Genomic DNA, 22324 nt, shown 5'->3' on the forward strand with positions numbered 1-22324 from the left:
CGCCCCGGCTCAGAAGCCTCTGCCCTGGCCCAGAAGCGCCCCCGCCGCAGCTCAGCAGCGTCGCCGCGCCGGGCGGGAGAGCGCACGGTCCGGCGTCCGGTCGGGCGAAGGGAGTTCGGGGAGGGGGCCCAGGCCGTCGAGCGGCAACCGCACGTGGACGCGCCAGCCGTTCTTGTACGGGCCGCGCTCGTACGGGCCGGTGTCGGCGTGACCGCCGAGCAGGGCGGCGCGCTCGCGGATGCCGCGCAGCCCGCTGCCGCCGCCACCGGGCCGCGCCTCTGCCGCCGCCTTCTCCTCCAGCGGGTTGCGCACGTCCAGTTCCAGTACGTTCCCGGCGACCGCGACGCGTACCGTCACCGGCACCGGGCCCGCGTGCCGCAGCACATTGGTCAGCGCCTCCTGCACGATGCGGTAGCCCTCCCGCGACACCGGCCCCGGCACCGTGCCGAGCGCGCCGCCGAGGTCCGCGCTCACCTCGGCCCCGGCGCCGCGCGCCGCCGACAGCAGCCGCTCCGCGTCGGCGAGCGTCGGGCGCGCGGCGGGGTGCGGCGTGTCCTCGCGCAGCACGGCGAGAACGCGTTCCAGGTCCTCCAGCGCGTGCCGTCCGCTGTCCTCGATGGCCGCCAGCGCCTGCTCCGTGAACTCCGCGGACCCCGCGGCCCGCGCCGCGCCGGCCTGCACCACCGCGACCGTCAGCGCGTGCCCGATCGAGTCGTGCTGTTCGCGCGCCAGCCGGTTGTGTTCCAGCAGCCGGTCCGTACGGGCCTCCAGCGCCGCGATCCGCTCGGCCGCCGAGGGCCCCAGCAGCCACCGCGCCGCGGCGGCCGCTGCGTTCCCGCCGAGCACCACCACGGGGTACAGCGCGATCAGCGGCAGCGGGGCCAGCAGCGCCAGCCATCCCGGCCCCCCGCCGCCCGGCCTCAGCACGCTCACCTCGGTGCCGCGGATCAGATCGAAGGCGAGCACCGGCAATTGGACGGAGGAGGCCCCGACGGCGCAGCCGAGGACCAGCCTGATCACCAGCCACAGGGCGGTGCGCCGGCGGTCCCGCCAGGACGCGGACGGCGCCGTGGAGATCCCCGAGTCACCCACGGGCCGCCGTCGCCCGCCGACCGGGCGCGCCGGATCGTGCCCGTACGCGACGGACTCGCCCCCACCCTCTCCGTACGCGCCGGACTCGCCCCCGCCGTTCCCGTACGCGCCATGCCCGCCCCCGCCCTCTCCGTAGACGCCATCCGCGTACGCCCCATACGCCCCGTACGCACCATGCCCGTACATCCCGTGCGACTCGTCCGTCAGCAGCAGCCGCGCCTGCAAGCCCTCCGCCGTCCGCATCGCCGGCACCAGCGCGGCCACCATCAGCAGCGACACCGAGCAGCCCACCACGACCAGTCGCCGGTCCGGGAAGACGAAGACGAAGCCCCCGACGATGACCGTGCTGATGAACAGATGCAGCCACCGGGTGTAGGTGACCGTGCGGGTCAGCGGGCGCAACGGCGCGGGCAGTGACATGCCGTCATCCTGCCAGCGCGCTCCGCGCCGCCGCCTCCCCCGGCCGGGGGAGACCGGGCCCCCGCGCCGAGGGAGGCCCGACCCCCGCACCGGGGAGGCCCGGCCCGGCCGGTGCGGGCCAGCGTGGAGCCATGACCTCGATCGACGTACAGGAACTGACCAAGGTGTACGGGCCGACGCGGGCCCTGGACGGGCTGACCGTCCACGTCCGGCCGGGGCGCGTCACCGGCTTCCTCGGCCCCAACGGCGCCGGGAAGTCCACCACGATGCGCGTGGTGCTGGGTCTGGACCGGCCCACCGCCGGCTCGGCGACCATCGCGGGGCGCCCGTACCGCGACCTCGACGAACCGCTGCGGCACGTCGGCGCGCTGCTCGACGCCGGCGCCGCGCACCCCGCCCGTACCGCCCGCGCCCACCTGCTGACCCTGGCGCTCAGCAACCGCGTCCCCGCCGCCAGGGCCGACGAGGTGCTCGAAGAGGCCGGCCTGGCCAAGGCCGCGCACCGGCGCGTGCGGACCCTGTCCCTCGGCATGCGGCAGCGGCTGGGGATCGCCGCCGCCCTGCTCGGCGACCCCGAGGTCGTCATGCTCGACGAGCCCACGAACGGCCTCGACCCCGAAGGCATCGTCTGGATCCGGCGGTTGACCCGGCGGCTCGCGGACGAGGGGCGCACCGTCCTGATCTCCAGCCACCTGATGAGCGAGACCGCGCTGACCGCCGATCACCTCGTGGTCCTCGGCCGCGGCCGGCTGCTCGCCGACACCCCCATGGACGAGTTCATCGCGGGGCACAGCGACCGGCGGGCGTACGTACGGACCACCGAGCCGGAACGGCTGCGCGAACTCCTCGACCGGACGGGGCTCAAGGGGGAGGGCGACGGCGACGGCCGCTGGTCGGTCGACGCCACGAGCGCCGCCCACCTCGGGGCGCTCGCCGCGCGCGACGGGGTGCCGCTGCTGGAACTCGGCGACGAACAGGCATCCCTGGAGGAGGCCTACCTGCGGCTCACCGCGGACGCGGCCGAGTTCGCGGCCACCGCCTCCCACGCCGCGAAGGAGCACTGAACATGTCGGCCACCGCACCCCACGCCGCGAAGGAGCACTGAACATGTCGGCCACCGCACCCCGCCCCGCGAAGGAGTGCTGAAGATGTCCGTCACCGCGGTACTGCACTCGGAGTGGGTCAAGATCCGCTCCCTGCGCCCAGTTCTCGGCGCGCTCCTCGGCGTCCCCCTCGTCACCACCGGCATCACCCTGCTCGTCTGCGCGAACGCGGACGGGAACCCCGCCGGCGGCGTCGAGTTCGACCCGGTCTTCACGTCGTTCCTCGGCGTCACCTTCGGGCAGATGGCGGCCCTGTGCTTCGGCGTCCTCGCCGTCTCGGCGGAGTTCCGGGGCGCGGCCCTCGGCAGCTCCCTCGCGGCGGTGCCGCGCCGCGGCCTGTTCTACTCCTGCAAACTCGCCGTCGCGGCCGTTCTCGCCCTCGCCGTCGGCCTCGTCACCGCCCTGGCCTCCTTCCTCGGCGGCCAGGCGGCGCTGGGCGACTGCGGTGTCGGCCTGGGAACGCCCGGCGCGCTGCGGGCCGTACTGGGCTGCGGGGCGTACCTCGCGCTGCTCGCCGTCCTCGCGGCGGGGTGCGCCGCCTTGCTGCGCGGCCCGGTCCTCTCGCTCGGCGTCCTCATCCCGGTCGTCTGCCTCGTCTCGCCCGTCCTCGGCGAGATGTCCGGTGCCGTGGGCCGCTACCTGCCCGACCGGGCGGGCCAGGAGGCGCTGCACACCACCGCCTCCGACGGCCTCGGGCCCTGGCCGGGCCTGGCCGTTCTGGCCGGCTGGGCGGCGCTCGCGGCCCTCGCGGGGTGGCGCGCCCTGGAGCGCCGCGACGCGTGAGGCCGGCGGCGGGGTAGAGGGGCGGCAGGGTAGAGGGGTGGAGGGGTCGGAAGGGGCGGAGACGCTGCCCGTACGTATAAGGGGTGGGCGCTCACCCGTCCGTACGGCACCGGGCGGCGCTCCTCGTCCCACGGGGAAGGCGAGGGGGCGCCGCCCGGCGTGTTCAGACCCGCTGCCAGAGCGCCGGAACTGACGGCGGCTCCCACCCCGCGCGGGCCGTGTGGGGCTGGAGGCAACGATAGGTGTCGCCTCCGTAGGTGACCTGGTCGCCGGTCTTGTAGTCGGTGCCGGCGGCCCAGGTGCCGCCCGGTTGGCTCGGTCCGCCGGTGGGCTCGCCGGTCGGGTTCGGCTGCTGCCGGACGTTGAGGACGAAGTCGAACGTGCCTTGCTTCGCGTTGCCGTCCTGGCGCACGTTCATCAGCAGCGCCGGGTTGAAGATGGAGTCGGTCTGGTTGCGCGGTTCGCCGGGGAAGTAGAGCTGCGTGGTGAGGATGCGCTGGTTGGGCGCCTGGACCTTGACGTGGATGTGGCGGGTGCGGCCGGGGTAGAGGCCGGGGACGATCGTCTCCAGCTTGAACGCGCCGTTGGCGTCGGTGAATTGGTGGCCGCGGAAGCGGAAGCCGACGTTGTCGTAGGCGCCGTTGACGTCCGCCTGCCAGAAGTCCAGGAGGGCGTTGGCGATGGGCCGGCAGGCCAGCCCGAAGACGTAGCCGCTGACCGTGAGCCGGGTGCCCTTGGTGCCGGGCTCCAGCAGCGAGGTCCGCAGTGGGGAGTTGGGCTTGAAGTAGGGGCCCTCGGTCTGCTGCGGCGTGGGGTCGTCGCCGTCGTCGCAGTACGGGGTGGGGACCAGGGGTTCCTGCGTCGTCCGGGCGTCGCGCGCCAGCGCCACTCCGCCGAGCACCATCGGTAACGGCACGGCCGCGAGGGCGACCTTGAGCAGCTTCTTGCGGCTGATGCCCGTCCTCTGCTCCGGCTGTCCGTCCTGTCCGTCCTGCCCGTCCTGCTGTACGTGGTCGTCGTCCATCGGGCCCTCCAAGTCGGTAGTGGCCGTTCCGGCAACGAAGTTAGGCGGGCTGTCCGGCGGGGTCGATGGACTCGATGCGGCGAACGTGGTGATTCCCATGTGCCTCGCGGCGGAAGTCGCCGGGGCTGACGCCGGTCTCCCGGCGGAAGAAGCGGCAGAAGTAGGCGGGGTCCGCGAACCCCACCTGACGCGCTACCTGACGTACCGTCAACTCTGTGCTGGCGAGCAGCCGTTTGGCCTCCAGCGTGCGGGCCCCGCGGATCAGCCGGCCCGGCGTCAGCCCCGTGCTCTGCTTGACCGCCTCGTTCAGATAGCCCACGGAGACGCCGAGCCGGCCGGCGAGCGTGCCCACGGACTGCTCGGCGGCGCCGGGCAGCGACAGCAGCCGCGTGAACTCCCGCGACACGGTCGACGCCCGGCCCGTCTCCGTCTCCGGGAGGCGCGCCCCGCAGAGCCGTACGGCCCGGGTGAGCAGGACGTGCAGATGTGCCTGGAGGACCGAGACGAACCCCTCCGCGCGCTGCCCGAACTCCCGCCGCATGTCGAGCACCAGCGCCGTCAGCCGGTGGGCCTCCTCGCCGTCGAGGCAGAGCCAGGGACGCTCCGCGAGCCGGCGCAGGAGCTGCCGGTCCCGGCCGTGGCCGAGCAGGAAGTCGTCGGTGAACAGGATCACCCACCCGCGCAGCCCCGTCGCCCGGTCCCAGTAGTGCACCTGGCCGGGGGAGATGAGACACAGATGCGGGGGCACCAGCGGCAGCCGGACGAGGTCGACGACATGGTGTCCGGTGCCGCCGGTCACGTACGCGATCTCGTAGAAGGTGTGCCGGTGCGGGAAGTCGGCCCGCGACATCGGTCCGATCGTGTCGAAGGAGCCCACGGCGAACGGCAGCAGCCCAGGCATGGGCACGTCAAGTCGATGCAGCGGCACCGGGCCGTCCGCCGCGGGTCGCGTCTCCTGCGTCCCTCGCGTCACCCCATCAGAGTACGACGGCGGAGCGCAGCCGTCCGTACTCCTCGGCCATCGCCGCCGGCGACCAATGGGCGTTGAGGCCGCTGGGGTTGGGCAGCGCCCAGATCCGCGTGGCACCGATGGTGCGCTCCTGCGGGCCGATCTTCGCGCGCTTGTCGTCGAAGGCGAGGCGGTACGCGGTGACCCCGACGACGGCCAGCCACTGCGGCCGCAGCCGCGCCACCTTCTCGGCCAGCAGCCGCCCGCCCTCCCGGTACTCCTCGACGCTCAGCTCGTCGGCCCGCGCGCTCGCCCGCGCCACCACATTGGTGATGCCGAGCCCGTACGTCAGCAGCTCCGCCTCCTCGTCCGGGCGCAGTTGCCGCGGCGTGAATCCGGAGCGGTGCAGCACGGGCCAGAAGCGGTTGCCCGGCCGGGCGAAGTGGTGGCCCGTCGCCGCCGACATCAGACCGGGGTTGATGCCACAAAAAAGCACCCGAAGACCGCTCGCGGCCACGTCCGGGACGAGGCGGTCGCGAGCGGCTTCCAGCTCTTCGGGCGTGAAGCGCCGGCCGGCGGGCGCCCTGTCGGAGGGCTTCCTGTCGGAGGGGGCCATGTCAGAGGATGGCGCCCGGCGTGTACGCCGCCGCCTCGGGGCGCTGCTTCGCGATCTCCTCGATCCGCGACACCACCGCCGCCACCTGGTCGGCCGCGGCCCCGGTGAACGACAGCTTGTCGGCCATCAGCTCGTCCAACCGCGCCCGGTCCAGCGGAATCCGCTCGTCCGCGGCCAGCTTGTCCAGCAGCTCGTTGCGCTCCGCGCCCTGCTCGCGCATGGCGAGCGCCGAGGCCACCGCGTGCTCCTTGATGACCTCGTGCGCCGCCTCCCGGCCGACCCCGGCCCGTACGGCCCCCATCAGCACCTTCGTCGTGGCGAGGAACGGCAGATAGCGGTCCAGCTCACGGGCGACGACCGCCGGGAACGCGCCGAACTCGTCGAGGACGGTCAGGAACGTCTCCAGCAGCCCGTCGAGCGCGAAGAACGCGTCCGGCAGCGCGACGCGGCGCACCACCGAGCAGGACACGTCGCCCTCGTTCCACTGGTCGCCGGACAGCTCGCCGGTCATCGACGCGTAGCCGCGCAGGATCACCATCAGGCCGTTGACGCGCTCGCAGGAGCGGGTGTTCATCTTGTGCGGCATCGCGGACGACCCCACCTGGCCCGGCTTGAAGCCCTCCGTCACCAGCTCGTGCCCGGCCATCAGCCGGATCGTCTTGGCGAGCGAGGACGGCGCGGCGGCGAGCTGCACCAGCGCGGTCACCACGTCGTAGTCCAGCGAGCGCGGGTAGACCTGGCCGACCGAGGTGAACGCCTGGGCGAACCCGAGGTGCCCGGCGATCCGCCGCTCCAGCTCGGCGAGGTTCGCGGCGTCGCCGCCCAGCAGGTCCAGCATGTCCTGCGCCGTGCCCACCGGGCCCTTGATGCCGCGCAGCGGATAGCGGGACAGCAGGTCCTCCAGCCGCCCGTACGCCACCAGCAGCTCGTCGGCGGCGGTCGCGAACCGCTTGCCCAGCGTCGTCGCCTGCGCCGCCACATTGTGCGACCGGCCCGCCATCACCAGCTCGGCGTGCTCGCCCGCCAGCTTCCCGAGCCGCGCCAGGACCGCGACGCTCCGGTCCCGTACCAGCTCCAGGGAGAGCCGGATCTGGAGCTGCTCCACGTTCTCGGTGAGGTCGCGGGAGGTCATGCCCTTGTGTACGTGCTCATGGCCGGCGAGGGCGTTGAACTCCTCGATCCGGGCCTTCACATCGTGCCGGGTGACCTTCTCGCGCTCGGCGATCGAGGCCAGGTCCACCTGGTCGAGGACGCGCTCGTAGTCGTCGAGCGCGGCGTCCGGTACCTCGATCCCGAGGTCCTTCTGGGCGCGCAGCACGGCGAGCCACAGCCGCCGCTCCAGCGTCACCTTGTACTCGGGGGACCACAGGACGGCGAGCTCCGCGGAGGCGTAGCGGCCGGCCAGGACATTCGGGATGCGGGGCTTGGCAGTCACAAGACCTCAGTCTACTGGCGGTTTACGCAGGCCAGCGCACCGGCCTGAGTTGTACATTGCTACGAACGCACGCCGTTACGGAGCGGAGCCCGGGCCCAGTGGCTCGTACGGCAGCAGCTCCGCGCGCTTGGCCGGGCGGCCGTCCCCCGAGGATCGGCCCGTGAGCCGCCGGCCGATCCACGGCAGCAGGTGCTCGCGCGCGAACCGCAGGTCCGAGCCGAGCCGCGCCGCCCAGCCGGGCCGTATGTGCGGAGGCAGCGCGGCGTTCCAGTCCGACTCCGCCTCGTGCCCCAGCGCCTGCCAGACCGCCTCGGCGACCCGGCGGTGGCCCTCGGCGTTCAGATGCAGCCGGTCGTCCGCCCACAGCCGGGTGTCGCCCAGCGCCTCGGCCCCGTACAGGTCCACGACCAGCGCCCCGTGCTCCTCGGCCAGCGCGTCGATGAAGGAGAACAGCCGCTCCATCCGCGGCCGGTACCGCTCCAGCACCGGCCCGCGCCGCCCCGGACTGCGCATCAGCGCGAGCTGCTTGCAGCTCGGCGCGAGCGTCTCGACCGCCTCCCGCAGCCGCGCGCACACCGCGTCCACGTCGCACCCCGGCCGCAGCACGTCGTTCAGCCCGCCGACCAGCGTCACCAGGTCGGCCCGCATCGCCGCGGCGGCCCCCGCCTGCTCGTCCGCGATCTGCCCGATGAGCTTCCCGCGCACGGCGAGGTTCGCGTACCGGAATCCGGGCGTACGGGCCGACAGGCGAGCGGCCAGCAGATCGGCCCAGCCGCGGTACGAGCCGTCCGGCAGCGCGTCCGACATGCCCTCGGTGAAGGAGTCGCCGACCGCGACGAAACTGGTGTAGCTGGTGTAGGTGGCATTCATGTGCATGGCGCGGCGATCCTACTCCGCGACGGAACGCGGGGCCGGGTGAGCCGCCCCCGGGCGGCGACGGCGGGGGAGGGGGAGGCCCCGGGGCAGCCGCCGGGCGGTGGCGGACGGGCGAGGAGGCGCGGGTCAGCCGGAGCCCGGCGGGGCCGCGCCGGCGAGCAGTTCGGCCGTCTCCAGATAGGGGCGGGCGGACCCCTCCGCGCCGTGGTCCAGCAGGTACAGCCCCGTCGTCACGCGCTCCAGGAAGCCCCACTCCCAGATCGCCGCCGCGTCCACGCCCGTACGCGCCGCCAGCCGGGCGCAGAACCCGCGGGCCCGCCCGGCCGCGTCGCCGGCCGTCAGCTCGGCGCACCAGCCGCGCAGCGCGACGCCCAGGTCGTAGGCGGGTTCGTCGAGAAAGCCGTCGGGGTCGACGAAGACGAAGCCGGTCTCCGCGCCGTGGCGCGGGGCCGTGGCGCGGAGCGCGTTGCCCGGGTGCGGGTCGCCGTGCACGACGACGCACCGGGCGGGGGCGAAGGCGGCGGCCCGGCGCGCGGCGCACTCCAGCGCGCGGTCGGCGACGCGCTCCGCACACGGCCGGCCGAGACCGTCCCACAGGCGCTCGACCAGCGCGGCGAGCGCGTGGGCCCGGTCCGGCCGCGGCACGGCCTCGGGCGGCGGCACGCGCCAGGCGCGGCGCAGGGTGGCGCACAGGATGTCGAGCTGCCGGGGCACGGGGAGCCCCGACTCGTCGAGGGGCGCCCCGAGCGATTCCAGGAGGACCGCGTGCCGCTCGGCATCGTGGGCCAGCGGCCTGACGTATCCCTGGCCGTCGGCGAGGCGAAGGGTCCGCAGCGCGCTCGGGAAGCCCGGGTCCGGGACGGCGAGCTTGAGGACGGCGGGCCTCCCGTCGCGGGTCCGTGCGCGCAGGACGTACGCGCTCGTCGCACGGTCCAGGGGTTCGCCGGCGGTGACCGACCACCGCTGTTCCAGCTCCGCGACGAGGCCCGGCAGGCCGGTCAGCCACTCCTGGCCGCGCCGCCCGAGCCGCTGGGCCTTCGCCCGTACGACCGGCGACAGCTCGATGGCGGGCCGGGTCATGACACGCGTCCGTTCCTCGACTCGTCAGTCCGTCAGTCCGTCAGTTCGTCAGCTTGTGGGCTTGTCGGTTGATCCGTTCGTCAGGGTCTTGCGGAGGTGCACCTTCGCGTGGCCGTCGGGGAGACCGCCGTTGCGGCCGAACTCGGTGTAGCCCTGGCGCTCGTAGAAGCCGGGCGCCTGGAAGGTGAAGGACGAGACGATCGCCCGGTCACAGCCGCGGCGCACCGCCTCCGCCTCGGCCGCCGCCAGGATTCCGCTGCCCCAGCCGCCCGCGCGGAAGTCCTCGCGCACCCAGAGCAGTTCGATGTCGAACAGGCCGCCCCAGGTCCAGCCGGTCAGGCCGCCGGCCAGCCGCCCCTCCGCGTCGGTCATCCTCACGGACAGCGAGGCGGCGTCGCCCGCTCCCGCGGCCGCGTTGTTGTAGGCGATGAGGCCCTCGTTCAGGCGGTCGGTCAGTTCGGCGTCGAGGCCGCCGACGGTCAGGGCCGGCGGCGGGGCGTGTTCGGTCGTCATGCCGCGGAGCATGCCAGCCCGTACGGCCTCCGAGCACGCCATTTTCGTCCCGCTCAGGGCGAGGTGGGGCGGGGCCCCGCCCCACCCCACCCGCCGTCACACCGACGGCGGTCGGCCGACCAGCTCGCGCAGGACGTCCTCCATCGTGACGAGGCCGGCCAGCCGCCCCTGGTCGCCGATGACGGCGGCGATGTGCGTGCCCGTGCTGCTCATCGCCGTGATCACGTCGTCCAGCGGCGTCGCGGCCCGTACCCGCGCGATGGGGCGCACCCGGTCGACGGGCAGCGGCAGGTCGCGCGGTTTCGCGTCGAGCGCGTCCTTCACATGCAGATAGCCCAGGATGCGGCCGCCCGCGTCGATCACCGGGAACCGCGAGAAGCCCGACTCGGCCGACAGCCGCTCCAATTCCTCGGGTGTCACCCCGATCCGCGCGGACACCACCCGCTCCACCGGCAGCACCACGTCCTTCACCGGACGGCGGCCCAGCTCCAGCGCGTCCCGCAGCCGTTCGGTGGCCCGGTCGTCCAGCAGCCCGGCCTCGCTGGAGTCGGCGACCATACGGGCCAGCTCGTCGTCCGAGAAGGTGGCCGGCACCTCGCCCTTAGGCTCCACGCGCAACAGCTTGAGCAGCCCGTTGGCGAAGGCGTTGATCGCGAAGATCGCCGGGCGCAGGGCGCGCGCCAGACCCACCAGCGGCGGCCCGAGCAGCAGCGCCGTACGGACCGGCTCCGCGAGCGCGATGTTCTTCGGCACCATCTCCCCGAAGAGCATGTGCAGATACGTCGCCACGGCCAGCGCGAGGATGAACGAGACCGGATGCGTCAGCCCGTCCGGCACGCCGACGGCGTGGAAGACCGGCTCCACCAGGTGCGCGATGGCCGGTTCGGCCACCACACCGAGGATCAGCGTGCACAGCGTGATGCCGAGCTGCGCCGCCGCCATCAGCGCCGACACATGCCGCAGCCCCCACAGGACGCTGCGCGCCCGCCGGTCGCCGTCCTCGGCGCGCGGCTCGATCTGGCTGCGCCGCACCGAGATCAGCGCGAACTCGGCCCCGACGAAGAACGCGTTGACGACCAGCGTCGCCAGGCCGATCAGCAGTTGCACCGCGGTCACCGGCCGACCCCTTTGTCGTTCTTGTCGTTCTTGACGCGCTTACCGCTCTTGTCGTGCTTGTTATTCGGGTTGCTCTTGTTGTCGTGCGCCTGCGCGTGCTCGTCCTCGTCGTCGGCGCCGGGCACCGGCGCCGTCAGCCGTACGCGGGCCGCCCGGCGGCCGGTGGCGTCCACGACCTCGATCTGCCAGCCCGCCGACTCGACGGTGTCGCCCGCCGCCGGGATGCGCCCCAGCTCGGTGGCGACCAGCCCGGCGAGGGTCTCGTACGGGCCGTCCGGCGCGCGCAGCCCGATCGCCTGGAGCTGGTCGGTACGGGCCGCGCCGTCCGCGTCGTACAGCTCGCGCCCCTCGGCGTCCGTGCCCGCCGGGACCAGGTCGGGCGTCTCGTCGGGGTCGTGCTCGTCGCGAACCTCGCCCACGACCTCCTCGACGATGTCCTCCAGCGTGACGACCCCCGCCGTGCCGCCGTACTCGTCGATGACGACCGCCATGCTCCGCTTCGCGGAGATCCGGTCCAGCAGCCGGTCCACGGTCAGCGACTCCGGTACGAGCAGGGGTTCGCGCAGCAGCGACGCCACCGGGTGGCGGGGCCGCCGCTCGGCGGGCACGGCCAGCACGTCCTTGATGTGCGCGACGCCCACGACCGTGTCCAGGCTGCCCCGGTACACCGGGAAGCGCGACAGGCCGGTGGCCCGCGTCGCGTTGGCGACGTCCTCGGCGGTGGCCTGGATGTCGAGCGCCATCACCTGGACGCGCGGCGTCATGACGTTCTCCGCCGTGAGATCGGCGAGGTTCAGCGTCCGTACGAACAGCTCGGCGGTGTCCGCCTCCAGCGCGCCCTCCTTGGCGGAGTGCCGGGCGAGCGCTATCAGCTCGCGCGGGCCGCGCGCGGAGGCCAGCTCCTCGGCGGGCTCCAGGCCCATCCGGTGCAGCACGCGGTTCGCGGAGTTGTTGAGGTGCCTGATCAGCGGCCGGAAGACGGAGCTGAATGCGCGCTGCGCCCCCGCGACGCGCCGGGCGACCGGCAGCGGCCGGGAGATCGCCCAGTTCTTCGGCACCAGCTCGCCGACCACCATCAGGATCACCGTGGAGAGCACGGTGCCCAGGACGAGCGCGGTGGAGGCGGCGGCGGAGGCCGGCAGGCCCGCCGCCTTCATCGGCCCGGTGAGCAGCGCGGAGATGGACGGCTTGGAGATCATGCCGATGACCAGGCCGGTGACGGTGATGCCGAGCTGAGCGCCGGAGAGCTGGAAGGTGAGGCCGCGCACGGCCTTGAGCGCGCCTTCGGCCTTGCGGTCGCCCCGCTCGGCCGCCCGCTCCAGCTCGCTGCGCTCCACCGTGGTCAGGGAGAACTCGGCCGCCACGAACACCGCGCACGCGAGGGTGAGCAGCAGGGCGACCACCAGGAGGATCACTTCGGTCATCGGTTCACCTCCGTCCCATGATCGGGCAAGGGCGGAGGGATCGCTCGATATCGACTATGAGGACTACTGGGGGGATCGCCCATGGACGGACGCTCACACCTTTCACAAGAGGTTGACGTTGAGTGGTTCATACATGGTAAAGGACCGGCAAAGCACGGCAGGGGGCCAAAAGACCCCGATGGCCCGGCCGCGCGGCGGCTACGAACCGGACCCGGCGCGATCGGGGCAGCGGCCGGCCACGAGTACGGGGCCGCCGGGCACCGTGGGGATCTCGCGCAGGTCCTGGAACCCCAGGTCGTCCAGCGCCCGGCGCATCCGGTGCGCGGTCAGGGCGCTCCCGCCGTTGCGCGCCGCGGTCCAGTCGGCGACGGCGGCGAGCAGCGGCTCGCGCGGTGCCGGGTTGGTGCCGGCCACCAGCCACCCCCCGTCGGTAAGTGCGGCGGCCACGCGCGGGAGGCAGGCGTCCAAGGCGTCGTCGGAGAGGAAGGGCGCGGGCAGCCAGATCAGGTCGTAGCGGTCCCGTTCGCGCAGCTCGGCGGCGTCCTGGTGGCGCACCTCCACGCGGTCGGCGGCTCCGGGGCCCGCCTTGTCCAGCTCTCGGCGGGCCAGCCGGACCGCCCGCTCCAGCTTGTCGATCCCGGTCACGTGGACGTGCGGCAGGTCCTGCGCCAGCGCGAGGGCGAGCGCCCCGGTCCCCGTGCCGATGTCCAGCACCCGGCTGCCCGCGGTGGCGAGCCGGTCGGCGAGCCCCGGCAGAGCGGGCGCGAGGCGGGTGGCGAGCGCGTGCCCGGTGCCCGCGGAGGCGCGCCCCTGGTCGAGGAGTACGTCGTCGCTCTGCGCGGCCCACCCCGTCACGGCCTCGCCACCGGCGGCGGCGACCGCCTGCCGCATCGAGCTGAGCCGGGCGGCCGCCGCGTTGGCGGCGCCGGGACCGAGCCGCAGCGCGGGGGCGGCGGTCACCTCCGCGCCGTCCCGTCGCACCACGCCGGCCGCCTCCAGCACCGCGGTACGCGCCGGGTCCGCCGCCAGAGCCTCCTCCAACGAGCCCGTACCCGCTTCCCGCAAGGTCGCGACCACCGCGGCCAGCGCCCACACCTGTCCTTCCAGTATGGCCACCGGATCGCTCTGCTCGACGTCGTTCATGCCTCACCCTTTGCTCGCCGCGCCGTGGCCCGGACCCGGTCCGGCCGACGGGGCCGGCGGGCACGAAATCGGGTGCGAGACAGGGACGTTGCGACGGCCGCCGGTCTCACGCTCCACGGCTTCGTGACGCATCCTAACGATCACGTCTGGAGCGCTGCCGACCGCTGCCCGGGGCCGACCCTCGGGCCTGTCCGGGCGCCGGACAGGGGTCAACTCGTCCCACTCCGCAGGTTCACGCCAAGAGGGGCGGACGCCTGGCCTTGCCCAGCACGCAGGGCGAGGAGGGAATCCGGGTACTGCCCTCCGGCACTCGCAGCCTCCGGTGGGAGACGACCTCGAAACCCGCCGCCTCGATCGACGCCAGCACGTCCCGCGCGGTGTGGCAGCCGCCGAACAGCACCGGCCACACCGTACGGTCCACAGCGCGCTGCACCGCCGCCTGCACCCGGCCCGGCGCCCGCCCGTGCTCGAAGAACCGCAGTTCACCGCCCGGCCGCAGCACGCGCAGCAGCTCGGCGAGGGACCGTTCCACATCCCGCACCGAACACAGCACCAGCGAGCTGACCGCCGCGTCGAACGCCTCGCTCTTGACCGGCAGCGCCTCCGCCGCCCCCGGCACCACGTCCACCGGGACCTCGGCCCGCCGCGCCGCCTGCAGCGCGGCCTGTCGCAGCCGCCGCTCCGGCTCGATCGCCACCACCTCGGAGACGGCCCCCGGGTAGTGCGCGAAGTTCAGCCCGCTGCCCGCCCCGATCTCGATCACCCGGCCGGACACGCCCGCCAGCAGTTCCCGCCGCCGCGCGCCCACCCCCGCCCGCTCGTCGGCGATCGGACCGACCTTCTCGTAGACGCGCGCGAAGAGCGGGTGGTGCACGGCATCGCGTGGGATTTTCCTGGTGCGCCCGGTCATGGCGGTGGCCTTCCCCGTAAGTACAGCAGTGGATACGGCAGTACGGGGTTTCTGCCCCGCCGCGCCCGTTCCAGCCGCCGGCGGCCCGCTGAGCGGGGCCGCGGACCGGAGCCCGGCGCACCGGTACGGCTCAGCCGTGCCGCCGACCCCGCATGGCCCAGCCATGCCGCCGCGCCCGTACGGTGGGCCCCGGCGTCGCGAGCGGAACCGCGCTCGTACGGCCGACCGGCGTCGCGCCCGTAGGACCGCCGTCCCTTTCGACACGCCCGTACGGTCGCCCCCTACGACACGCCCGTACGGCCGCCATCCCCGCGCCACGCCCCTACCGTCAGCCCTGCGCCGCCCCGAACCGGCCCGCGTCCCACGTCCCGCCCAGTTCCGGGGCGAGCCAACCGGCCGCCGCCGCGCGGAAGCCGGCGGGGGAGAGGGCGGCGGCCCGCTCGGGGAGGGCGCCCAGCAGCGGGGCGCCGGCGGCGCGCGGGAAGTCGGCCAGATTGCAGCGGGCCGCGAGGTCCGGGTCGCCCGGCCAACTGCCGATCACCACGCCGCGGCAGCGCAGGCCGCGCGAGCGCAGGGCCTCGGCCGTCAGCGCCGTCGCGTTGAGCGTGCCGAGCCCGGCGGGTGCCACGACGAGGAGCGGCGCGTCCAGCAGCCGCGCCGCGTCGGCCAGGGTGGCCCCTGATTCATCGAACGGTACGAGCAGCCCGCCCGCCCCCTCCACCAGCACCAGGTCGTGTTCGGCGGCCAGCTTGCGGGCCGTCCGCCCGATCTCGTCGGGGCGTACGGGCATAAGCCCCGCCCGGCGGGCCGCGGTCGCCGGGGCCAGCGGCTCGGGGAAGCGGGCCAGCTCCACCCCCGTCACCGGGCCCGCCAGCCGCCGGACCTCCGCGACATCCCCGGGCTCGTCCGCCGTCACGCCCGTCTGCGCGGGCTTGAGCACGGCCACCGAGCGGCCCCGAGCCAGCGCCGCGGCGGCCACCGCCGCCGTGGTGACGGTCTTTCCGATCTCCGTGCCCGTCCCCGTGACGATCAGCACCGACATTGCTCAACTCCCCCGTATTCATCGGCTGTTTCATTCCTGCCGACCGGTCAGGCGGCCTGTGCGGCGGCGCACACCGCGGCGCCGATACGGGCCAGGTCCCGCTCGTCGGTGATGTACGGCGGCATGGTGTAGAGCAGATCCCGGAACGGGCGCAGCCACACCCCTTCGCGGGCCGCCGCCCGGGTGGCCGCCGCCACGTCCACCTCGTGGTCGAGCTGGACCACGCCGATCGCGCCGAGCACCCGCACGTCGCGTACGCCCGGCAGCTCCGCCGCCGGTGCCAGGCCCGCGCGCAGGCCCGCCTCGATCCGCCCCACCGCGCTCCGCCAGTCCTGGGCCAGCAGCAGCTCGACGGAGGCGGAGGCGACGGCCGCGGCCAGCGGGTTGGCCATGAACGTCGGCCCGTGGGCGAGCACCGGCACCTCGCCCCGCGAGATGCCCTCGGCGACGCGCGGCGTGCAGAGCGTGGCCGCCATCGTCAGATAACCGCCGGTCAGCGCCTTGCCGACGCAGAGCACATCGGGCGTGACCCCGGCGTGCTCCGCCGCGAACAGCCGTCCCGTACGGCCGAAGCCGGTCGCGATCTCGTCCAGCACCAGCAGCACGCCGTGCTCGTCGCACGCCTCGCGCAGCACCCGCACATACGCGGGGGAGTGGAAGCGCATGCCGCCCGCCCCCTGCACCACCGGCTCGACGATCACCGCCGCCAACTCGTCGGCGTGGCGCGCGATCAGGGCACGCAGACGGTCCGCGTACCCGGCGTCGGGCTCTGCGGCGAACCCCGCCGGCGGCGCGTCCGCGAAGACCTGCCGGGGCAGCGCCCCCTGCCACAGGCCGTGCATGCCGCCCTCCGGGTCGCAGACGGACATCGGCTGCCAGGTGTCCCCGTGGTACCCGCCGCGCCAGGTCAGCAGCCGCCGCTTGCGCGGCCTGCCGACGGAGCGCCAGTACTGGAGGCACATCTTCACGGCGACCTCGACGGACACCGATCCGGAGTCGGCGAGGAAGACGTGTTCGAGCCCGGCCGGGGTGGTCTCCACGAGCCGGGCGGCGAGCCGCACGGCGGGCTCGTGCGTGAGCCCGCCGAACATCACATGGCTCATCCGCCCCAACTGTTCGCGGGCCGCCGCGTTGAGCACCGGGTGGTTGTAGCCGTGGATCGCGGACCACCACGACGACATGCCGTCGATCAGCTCCTCCGCTCCCCAGGCCGGTTCGGCCAGCCGCAGCCGCACCCCGGCCGCCGACTCGACGACCAGCGGGTCCTGGCGGCCCGGCATCGGCCCGTACGGGTGCCAGACGTGCCGCCGGTCCAGCTCCAGCAGCCGGTCGGGGGCGAGCGGCTCAGGCATTGGGCGGCAGATCCGTGCCCGCGCCCCGCCGGCGCACCGCGACGAGGTCCGTACGGGCGTCAGCGCCGTCGGTACGGGCGTCAGGGATGTCGGTACCGGCGTCAGGGCCCGTCCCGGCGTCAGGGGCCGTACGGGAGCCGTCGGCCGTACGGGCGTCGGGACCCGTACGAACGTCAAGTGCCGTACGGGCCTCGGCCTCGGCGTCGGCGGAAGCCGTGGTCGCCGCGCGCTCGGCGAGCGTGGTGACGCGGTGCGCGGGCAGCGTCGTGGTGTCCGCGGCCTCCACCTCGAACCCCGCGTCCGCGATCATCGCCAGGTCGGCGCTGCCCTCCTGGCCCTCGCTGGTCAGGTAGTCGCCCAGGAAGACCGAGTTGACCAGGTGCAGCGCGAGCGGCTGAAGACTCCGCAGGTGCACTTCGCGCCCGCCGGCCAGGCGCACCTCCGCGTCCGGGCAGACGAACCGCACCATGGCGAGCACCCGCAGGGCGCGCCGCGGCGTGAGGTTCCACTCCCCGGCGAGCGGCGTCCCCTCCATCGGGATGAGGAAGTTGACGGGCACCGAGTCGGGGTTCAGCTCGCGGAGCGCGAAGACGACGTCCACCAGGTCCGCGTCGCTCTCGCCCATGCCCGCGATCAGCCCGGAGCACGCGGAGAGGCCCGCCGCCTGCGCCTGCTGGACGGTCGAGACCCGGTCGGAGAAGTCATGGGTGGTGCAGATGTCGCCGTACGCGGCCTCGGAGGTGTTGAGGTTGTGGTTGTACGCGTCCGCGCCGGCGGCCCGCAGCCGTTCGGCCTGCCCCTGCGAGAGCAGCCCGAGGCACGCGCAGATCTCGACGTCCGCGTGCTGTTCCTTGATGGTCTCGATGGTCCGCGAGACGCGGTCCACGTCCCGGTCGGTCGGGCCGCGCCCGCTGGCCACCAGGCAGACCCGCTTCGCGCCGCCCGCCACCCCGGCGGCCGCGGCCCGCGACGCCTCCTCGGGCTTCAGCCAGGTGTATTTGAGGATGTCGGCCCGGGAGCCGAGCCGCTGCGAGCAGTACGAGCAGTCCTCGGGGCAGAGCCCCGACTTGAGGTTGACGAGGTAGTTGAGCTTCACCCGGCGGCCGAACCAGTGGCGGCGCACCCGGCCCGCCGCGGCCACCACGTCGAGGAGTTCGTCGTCGGTGGTCGCGAGGACGGCGAGGGCTTCCTCACGGGTCGGCCGCTCGCGCCGCAGCCCCTTGGCCACCAGTGTGTGCAGAAGATCCATGCCGCCGATCCTGGCCCATGCCCGAATCTCGCACTATGGAGGATGATTACAAGAGCCTTCGAGCGAGGTGTGTGTATTGCCGCACCTTGACCCCGCATCGCCGGGGCTACGTTCTATGCGAACCCCACAGAACGACGAGGGACGGTCGATGCATCAGGACCCGTTCGAATGGATCGACGCGCAGCACCGCCGGCGACGGCGGGCGGGGCTCGTACGGACCCTGCGGCCGCGCCCCGCCGACTGCCCGCTCCTCGATCTGGCGGGCAACGACTACCTCGGGCTGGCCCGGCACCCCGAGGTCACCGCGGCCGCGGCGGACGCCGCGCGGCGCTGGGGCGCGGGAGCGACCGGCTCCCGGCTCGTCACGGGCACCACCGAACTGCACGCGCGGCTCGAAGACCGGCTCCGCGCGTTCTGCGGATTCGAGGCCGCGCTCGTCTTCTCCTGCGGCTACGCCGCCAACCTCGCCGCCGTCACCGCCCTCGCCGGCCCCGGCGCCCTCATCGTCTCCGACGCCGGCAACCACGCCTCGCTCATCGACGGCTGCCGGCTCTCACGGGCCCGGACGGCGGTCGTCGCGCACGCGGCCCCGGACGCCGTCCGCGCGGCGCTCGCCGCGCACGGCGGCCCGGCGCTGGCCGTCACCGACTCCGTCTTCTCCGTGGACGGCGACGCGGCGCCGCTGCCCGCGCTGGCCGCGGCCTGCCGCGAGCGCGGCGCGGCCCTGCTCGTCGACGACGCCCACGGGCTGGGCGTGCTCGGCGCGGGCGGGCGCGGCGCCCCGTACGCGGCCGGGCTCGCGGGCGCCCGCGACGTGGTCGCCACGGTCACGCTCTCCAAGTCGCTGGGCAGCCAGGGCGGCGCGGTGCTGGGCCCGGCCAAGGTCATCGACCAACTGGTCAACGCCGCCCGTACGTTCATCTTCGACACCGGCCTCGCGCCGGCCGCCGCGGGGGCCGCGCTGGCCGGGCTGGAACTGCTGGCCGGGGAGCCGGGGCGGGCGGCCCGGGCGCGTACGGTCGCGGGCGAGCTGCACGAGCGGCTGACGGCGGCGGGGCTCGCGGCGCCGAGGCCGTCGGCCGCGGTCGTCTCCGTACGGGCCCCGTCGCCCGAGGCGGCGGTGCGGTGGGCGGCGGACTGCCGCGGCGCGGGGCTCGCGGTGGGGTGCTTCCGGCCGCCGTCGGTGCCCGACGGCGTGTCCCGGCTGCGGCTGACCGCGCGGGCGGACCTGACGGAGCAGCAGGTGGAGCGGGCGGTCGCCACGGTCGTGGGGACCGCGCCGCTCGCTTGACGGGGCGTCAACTCGTTGTCGGTTCGCCGGTTCGCCGGTTCGCCGGTTCGCCGGGCGCCGGCGCCCTCGGTGCTGTCGGTGCGGCCGGCGGGCCGCCGGCGCCGCCGGGTTCGTCAGAGGGAGCCGGCGCGGACGGCCTCGACGAAGGAGCCCCAGGCGGCGGGGGACAGCAGCAGGACGGGGCCCGTGGGGGCCTTCGAGTCGCGCAGCGCGAGGAGTCCGGACCCGAGTTCGGCGGTCTCGACGCAGTTGTTCGTTCCGGTGCTGTGGCTGCTACGACGCCAGGCGGCGGCGCGCAGCGCCGGATCACCGGACAGTGGACACGATGCGGTGGACATGGTGCCTCCTTACGCGCCGACGTTGATCGCGGCGATGAATTCCAGTGAGTCGTCGTGCGGCAGGGCGCGGGCCCGCAGGGTTTCGAACGCGGTGCCGTACGTCTGGAGGTCCTCCGTCCGCTCAAGGTAGATGCTGCTCGTCAAATGGTCGACAACGACCACATCCAGATCGGCCATGGGCGAAAAAGAGAAAATAACGAAAGGGCCGCTCATGCCGATGTGCCCGCCATGAGTGAACGGCAGCACATGAAGGCTCACATGGGGGAGCGCGCCGAACTCCACCAACCGCCGCAACTGCCCCGCCATGACCTCCGGCCCACCCACCGAGCGCCGCAGCGCCGCCTCGTCGAGCACCGCGCACACCCCCATCGGCGCCGCCCCGCGCAGCACCGCCTGCCGGGTGAGCCGCACCGCCACCAACTCCTCGACCTGCTCGTCCGGCAGGTCGCCCAGCGCCGCCCGGGTGACCGCGCGCGCGTACTCGGGCGTCTGGAACAGCCCCGGCACCACGGTCGTCTCCAGCGTGCGCGCCAGCGAGGCCGCCGACTCCAGCGAGATGAAGTCCCGGTACCCGACCGGCAACAGGTCGCCGTACGCGTACCACCAGTCGTGCCGCGTCCCCCGCCGGCCCACGGCATCGGGGGTGCACAATGCCGCCAGCAGAGCGCGCCGGCCGGCGTCCACCACCTCGTACGCGTCCAGCAGTCGCACCACGTCGGTGGGTTTCACGCCGCTGCGACCGGTCTCGATACGGCTGACTTTCGACTGGTGCCAGCCCACGGCCGTCGCGGCCTGACGGCTCGTGAGCCCGGCGGTCTCGCGCTGCCGCCGCAGTTCCGCGCCCAGCTTGCGGCGGCGCACCGCGGGACCGTTCGGCATGGCGACTCCTTTCACTCGACGTCAATGCGTCAGTGTGGCGCGCAAATGCGGTCTTCCGTAGCAGAGTTCACCGCTTTGAGCGACAGATATATGCATGCCCGGCGGGATTGCCGCAGGGTCGACACAATCGATGGCACTCTGTCGCGAAGAGCCGACCGGGGCCGCTCACACCACTGCGCAACGCCTCGACAGCCGGCCTGGTGGGAAAGGGACAAGGTCGCCATGGCAGATCTGCAGGAAGCTTCCGTCGTTCTGCCGAGCGTGCCCGGCTCGGTCTCCGCGGCCCGGAAGTTCGTGGCGCGCGTGCTCGCCGAATGGGGGCTGCCGGAGGGTGCCGAGACGGTCGACACCGTGCGGCTGATCGTCTCCGAACTCGCCACCAACGTGGTGCAGCACACGTCGGGCCGGTCGCCCGTCTTCACGGTGGCCGTCCAGCTCGACCGGGGCGAACGGATGCGCGTCGGGGTCACCGACAGCCACCCGCGCTGGCCCCGGCGGCTCCCGGCCGCCGTCCAGCAGGACAACGGCCGCGGCATGGTCATCGTCCGCACCCTCACCAAGGAACTCGGCGGAGCCCTGGCCGTCACGCCGACAACCGAGGGCGGCAAGACCGTAGCGATCGACGTGCCATGGGCCGGGCCGGGCGGCGGCCGGTGACGGCCGCTGGTGAACGGCGGGCGCGATGCCGGGGCAGGCGCCGCGGAGGAAGGGGAGGCCGGACCCGGGCGCACGCCGGAGGCCGCTCGTCCGGCCGGGGCGTCCGTCGACGAGGACGGGCGGGTGGCGGTCGGTGAGGGCGCCCGGGCGGCAGTCTGGGGAGAGTGACCAGCCGACGGCCGGTGAGAGCGCCCCGCCGGCGGCGGTCCGTCGTCAGGCCGGGCGCTGGTCGATGAGGACGGCCAGGCCGTCCAGGATGCGCCGGAGCCCGAACTCCCACGCCTCGTCCTGCCCGCCGGTCTCCCGCGTCGAGTCGAGCGCGGCGGTGAGCGCCGGGAAGCGCCCGCCGTGCTCGGCCAGCAGTGCGCCCAGCACGGCCCCCAACTGAGCCTCGGTCCCGCTCGTCGGGGCCGCCGCGCGGGCCTGCTGGGCGATGGCACGCACATGTCCGGTGAGCAGGACGGCCGCGTCCATCCGCTCGGCGCCGGTGAGCCCCGTGCCGTCCAGCGCGGACACGGCCTGTTCCATCCAGCCCAGCTCGGCGGGGCCCATGACGCGCGGCCCGACGGTGGCCTCCAGGAGCCACGGATGCAGCCGGAAGACGTCGAACAGCCGGCGGGCCCAGCCGTCGAGCTCTTCCCGCCAGCCCGGAGCCGTCGCCCCGGCGGCGTCCTGCTCCGGTGGCCGGCCGATCGCCGCGTCCACCATCAGGGCGATGACCTCGGCCTTTCCGGGTACGTACCGATAGAGCGCCATCTTGGTGACGCCCAGCAGCGCGGCGGCCCGCTGCATCGACACGCCGCCCAGCCCCTCGGCGTCCGCGATCTTGATCCCGGCGTGCGCGATGCGGTCCAAGTCGAGCCCCGGCTTCGGTCCGCGCCCCGGCTTGGGGCGCGGCCCCCACAGCAGCCGTACGGCGTCGTTCCCCGCCGCCACCCCCACGGCCTCCGCCGGCCCCGCCGCTCCCTCAGGCCCTTCGTTCTTCTCGCTCTTCTCGCCCTTCTCGCCCCTCACTCGCGCCACTCCGTCCTC

Annotated in this window: 22 protein-coding genes; 4 read left to right on the plus strand and 18 right to left on the minus strand. The window is 74.2% G+C overall.

Annotated features, from left to right (window positions below; translation table 11 throughout):
• Positions 1–51: 51 nt before the first annotated feature.
• Positions 52–1506 (minus strand): sensor histidine kinase, encoded by a 1455-nt coding sequence (locus tag IF55_RS04055; protein WP_398244535.1) that lies wholly within the window; start codon positions 1504–1506, stop codon positions 52–54.
• A gap of 137 nt (positions 1507–1643) precedes the next feature.
• Here IF55_RS04055 and IF55_RS04060 point away from each other — a divergent pair, with 137 nt between their 5' ends.
• Positions 1644–2576: an ATP-binding cassette domain-containing protein gene (locus IF55_RS04060; protein ID WP_030874326.1), complete on the plus strand. Its 933-nt coding sequence runs from the start codon at positions 1644–1646 to the stop codon at positions 2574–2576.
• An 84-nt stretch (positions 2577–2660) separates the two neighbouring features.
• Positions 2661–3398, plus strand: coding sequence for a hypothetical protein (locus IF55_RS04065; RefSeq protein ID WP_030874324.1), 738 nt, complete (start codon positions 2661–2663; stop codon positions 3396–3398).
• Between the two features lie 163 nt (positions 3399–3561).
• Here the strand turns inward: IF55_RS04065 and IF55_RS04070 are convergent, their stop codons facing one another.
• The 14 genes from IF55_RS04070 to bioB all read right to left on the minus strand — a co-directional run bounded on the left by IF55_RS04070 (position 3562) and on the right by bioB (position 18127).
• The gene (locus tag IF55_RS04070; RefSeq protein WP_030874322.1) at positions 3562–4422 is read right to left on the minus strand and encodes a dioxygenase family protein; all 861 of its coding nucleotides are present in this window, start codon (positions 4420–4422) and stop codon (positions 3562–3564) included.
• Positions 4423–4462: 40 nt separating this feature from the next.
• A complete protein-coding gene (locus IF55_RS04075; RefSeq protein ID WP_211269938.1) occupies positions 4463–5323 on the minus strand; it encodes a helix-turn-helix domain-containing protein in 861 nt (286 codons plus the stop codon).
• A 76-nt stretch (positions 5324–5399) separates the two neighbouring features.
• On the minus strand, positions 5400–5987 hold the full coding sequence (gene mug, locus IF55_RS04080) for a G/U mismatch-specific DNA glycosylase (protein ID WP_048831505.1): 588 nt from the start codon (positions 5985–5987) through the stop codon (positions 5400–5402).
• A 1-nt stretch (position 5988) separates the two neighbouring features.
• Positions 5989–7422, minus strand: coding sequence for an adenylosuccinate lyase (purB, locus tag IF55_RS04085; protein ID WP_030874315.1), 1434 nt, complete (start codon positions 7420–7422; stop codon positions 5989–5991).
• A 75-nt stretch (positions 7423–7497) separates the two neighbouring features.
• A complete protein-coding gene (locus IF55_RS04090) occupies positions 7498–8298 on the minus strand; it encodes an SGNH/GDSL hydrolase family protein (RefSeq protein WP_030874313.1) in 801 nt (266 codons plus the stop codon).
• Between the two features lie 126 nt (positions 8299–8424).
• Positions 8425–9378 carry an aminoglycoside phosphotransferase family protein gene (locus IF55_RS04095; RefSeq protein WP_030874310.1) on the minus strand — a complete coding sequence of 318 codons (954 nt, stop codon included), beginning with the start codon at positions 9376–9378 and terminating at the stop codon, positions 8425–8427.
• Positions 9379–9426: 48 nt separating this feature from the next.
• Entirely contained in the window at positions 9427–9891 is a 465-nt protein-coding gene (locus IF55_RS04100; RefSeq protein ID WP_037962402.1) for a GNAT family N-acetyltransferase, read from the minus strand.
• Positions 9892–9987: 96 nt separating this feature from the next.
• Complete coding sequence (locus IF55_RS04105; RefSeq protein WP_030874306.1) at positions 9988–11007, minus strand: hemolysin family protein; 1020 nt, start codon at positions 11005–11007, stop codon at positions 9988–9990.
• Complete coding sequence (locus tag IF55_RS04110) at positions 11004–12431, minus strand: hemolysin family protein (RefSeq protein WP_078643576.1); 1428 nt, start codon at positions 12429–12431, stop codon at positions 11004–11006. The genes IF55_RS04105 and IF55_RS04110 overlap by 4 nt, the downstream gene beginning before the upstream one ends.
• 198 nt (positions 12432–12629) lie before the next feature.
• Complete coding sequence (locus IF55_RS04115; protein WP_037962311.1) at positions 12630–13574, minus strand: SAM-dependent methyltransferase; 945 nt, start codon at positions 13572–13574, stop codon at positions 12630–12632.
• 232 nt (positions 13575–13806) lie between these two features.
• On the minus strand, positions 13807–14484 hold the full coding sequence (locus IF55_RS04120; RefSeq protein WP_030874299.1) for a class I SAM-dependent methyltransferase: 678 nt from the start codon (positions 14482–14484) through the stop codon (positions 13807–13809).
• A gap of 328 nt (positions 14485–14812) precedes the next feature.
• Positions 14813–15526 carry a dethiobiotin synthase gene (gene bioD / locus IF55_RS04125; protein ID WP_030874297.1) on the minus strand — a complete coding sequence of 238 codons (714 nt, stop codon included), beginning with the start codon at positions 15524–15526 and terminating at the stop codon, positions 14813–14815.
• Positions 15527–15573: 47 nt separating this feature from the next.
• Positions 15574–16878, minus strand: coding sequence for an adenosylmethionine--8-amino-7-oxononanoate transaminase (locus IF55_RS04130; RefSeq protein ID WP_030874293.1), 1305 nt, complete (start codon positions 16876–16878; stop codon positions 15574–15576).
• Complete coding sequence (gene bioB / locus IF55_RS04135; protein ID WP_030874291.1) at positions 16871–18127, minus strand: biotin synthase BioB; 1257 nt, start codon at positions 18125–18127, stop codon at positions 16871–16873. The genes IF55_RS04130 and bioB overlap by 8 nt, the downstream gene beginning before the upstream one ends.
• Before the next feature lie 148 nt (positions 18128–18275).
• Between bioB and IF55_RS04140 the strand changes: the two genes are divergently transcribed.
• Entirely contained in the window at positions 18276–19418 is a 1143-nt protein-coding gene (locus IF55_RS04140) for an 8-amino-7-oxononanoate synthase (RefSeq protein WP_030874289.1), read from the plus strand.
• A 113-nt stretch (positions 19419–19531) separates the two neighbouring features.
• On the opposite strand, the gene IF55_RS04145 is transcribed toward IF55_RS04140, so the two are convergent.
• Entirely contained in the window at positions 19532–19756 is a 225-nt protein-coding gene (locus IF55_RS04145) for a DUF397 domain-containing protein (protein WP_030874286.1), read from the minus strand.
• A 9-nt stretch (positions 19757–19765) separates the two neighbouring features.
• The gene (locus tag IF55_RS04150; RefSeq protein WP_030874285.1) at positions 19766–20635 is read right to left on the minus strand and encodes a helix-turn-helix domain-containing protein; all 870 of its coding nucleotides are present in this window, start codon (positions 20633–20635) and stop codon (positions 19766–19768) included.
• Positions 20636–20857: 222 nt separating this feature from the next.
• Here IF55_RS04150 and IF55_RS04155 point away from each other — a divergent pair, with 222 nt between their 5' ends.
• Positions 20858–21292 carry an ATP-binding protein gene (locus tag IF55_RS04155; protein ID WP_030874283.1) on the plus strand — a complete coding sequence of 145 codons (435 nt, stop codon included), beginning with the start codon at positions 20858–20860 and terminating at the stop codon, positions 21290–21292.
• Between the two features lie 213 nt (positions 21293–21505).
• Here IF55_RS04155 and IF55_RS04160 read toward each other — a convergent pair whose 3' ends face one another.
• Positions 21506–22306: a TetR/AcrR family transcriptional regulator gene (locus IF55_RS04160; protein WP_342668264.1), complete on the minus strand. Its 801-nt coding sequence runs from the start codon at positions 22304–22306 to the stop codon at positions 21506–21508.
• Positions 22307–22324: the final 18 nt, after the last annotated feature.

Origin of the sequence: Streptomyces varsoviensis (assembly GCF_000718635.1) — a bacterium.
Lineage (GTDB): Bacteria > Actinomycetota > Actinomycetes > Streptomycetales > Streptomycetaceae > Streptomyces > Streptomyces varsoviensis.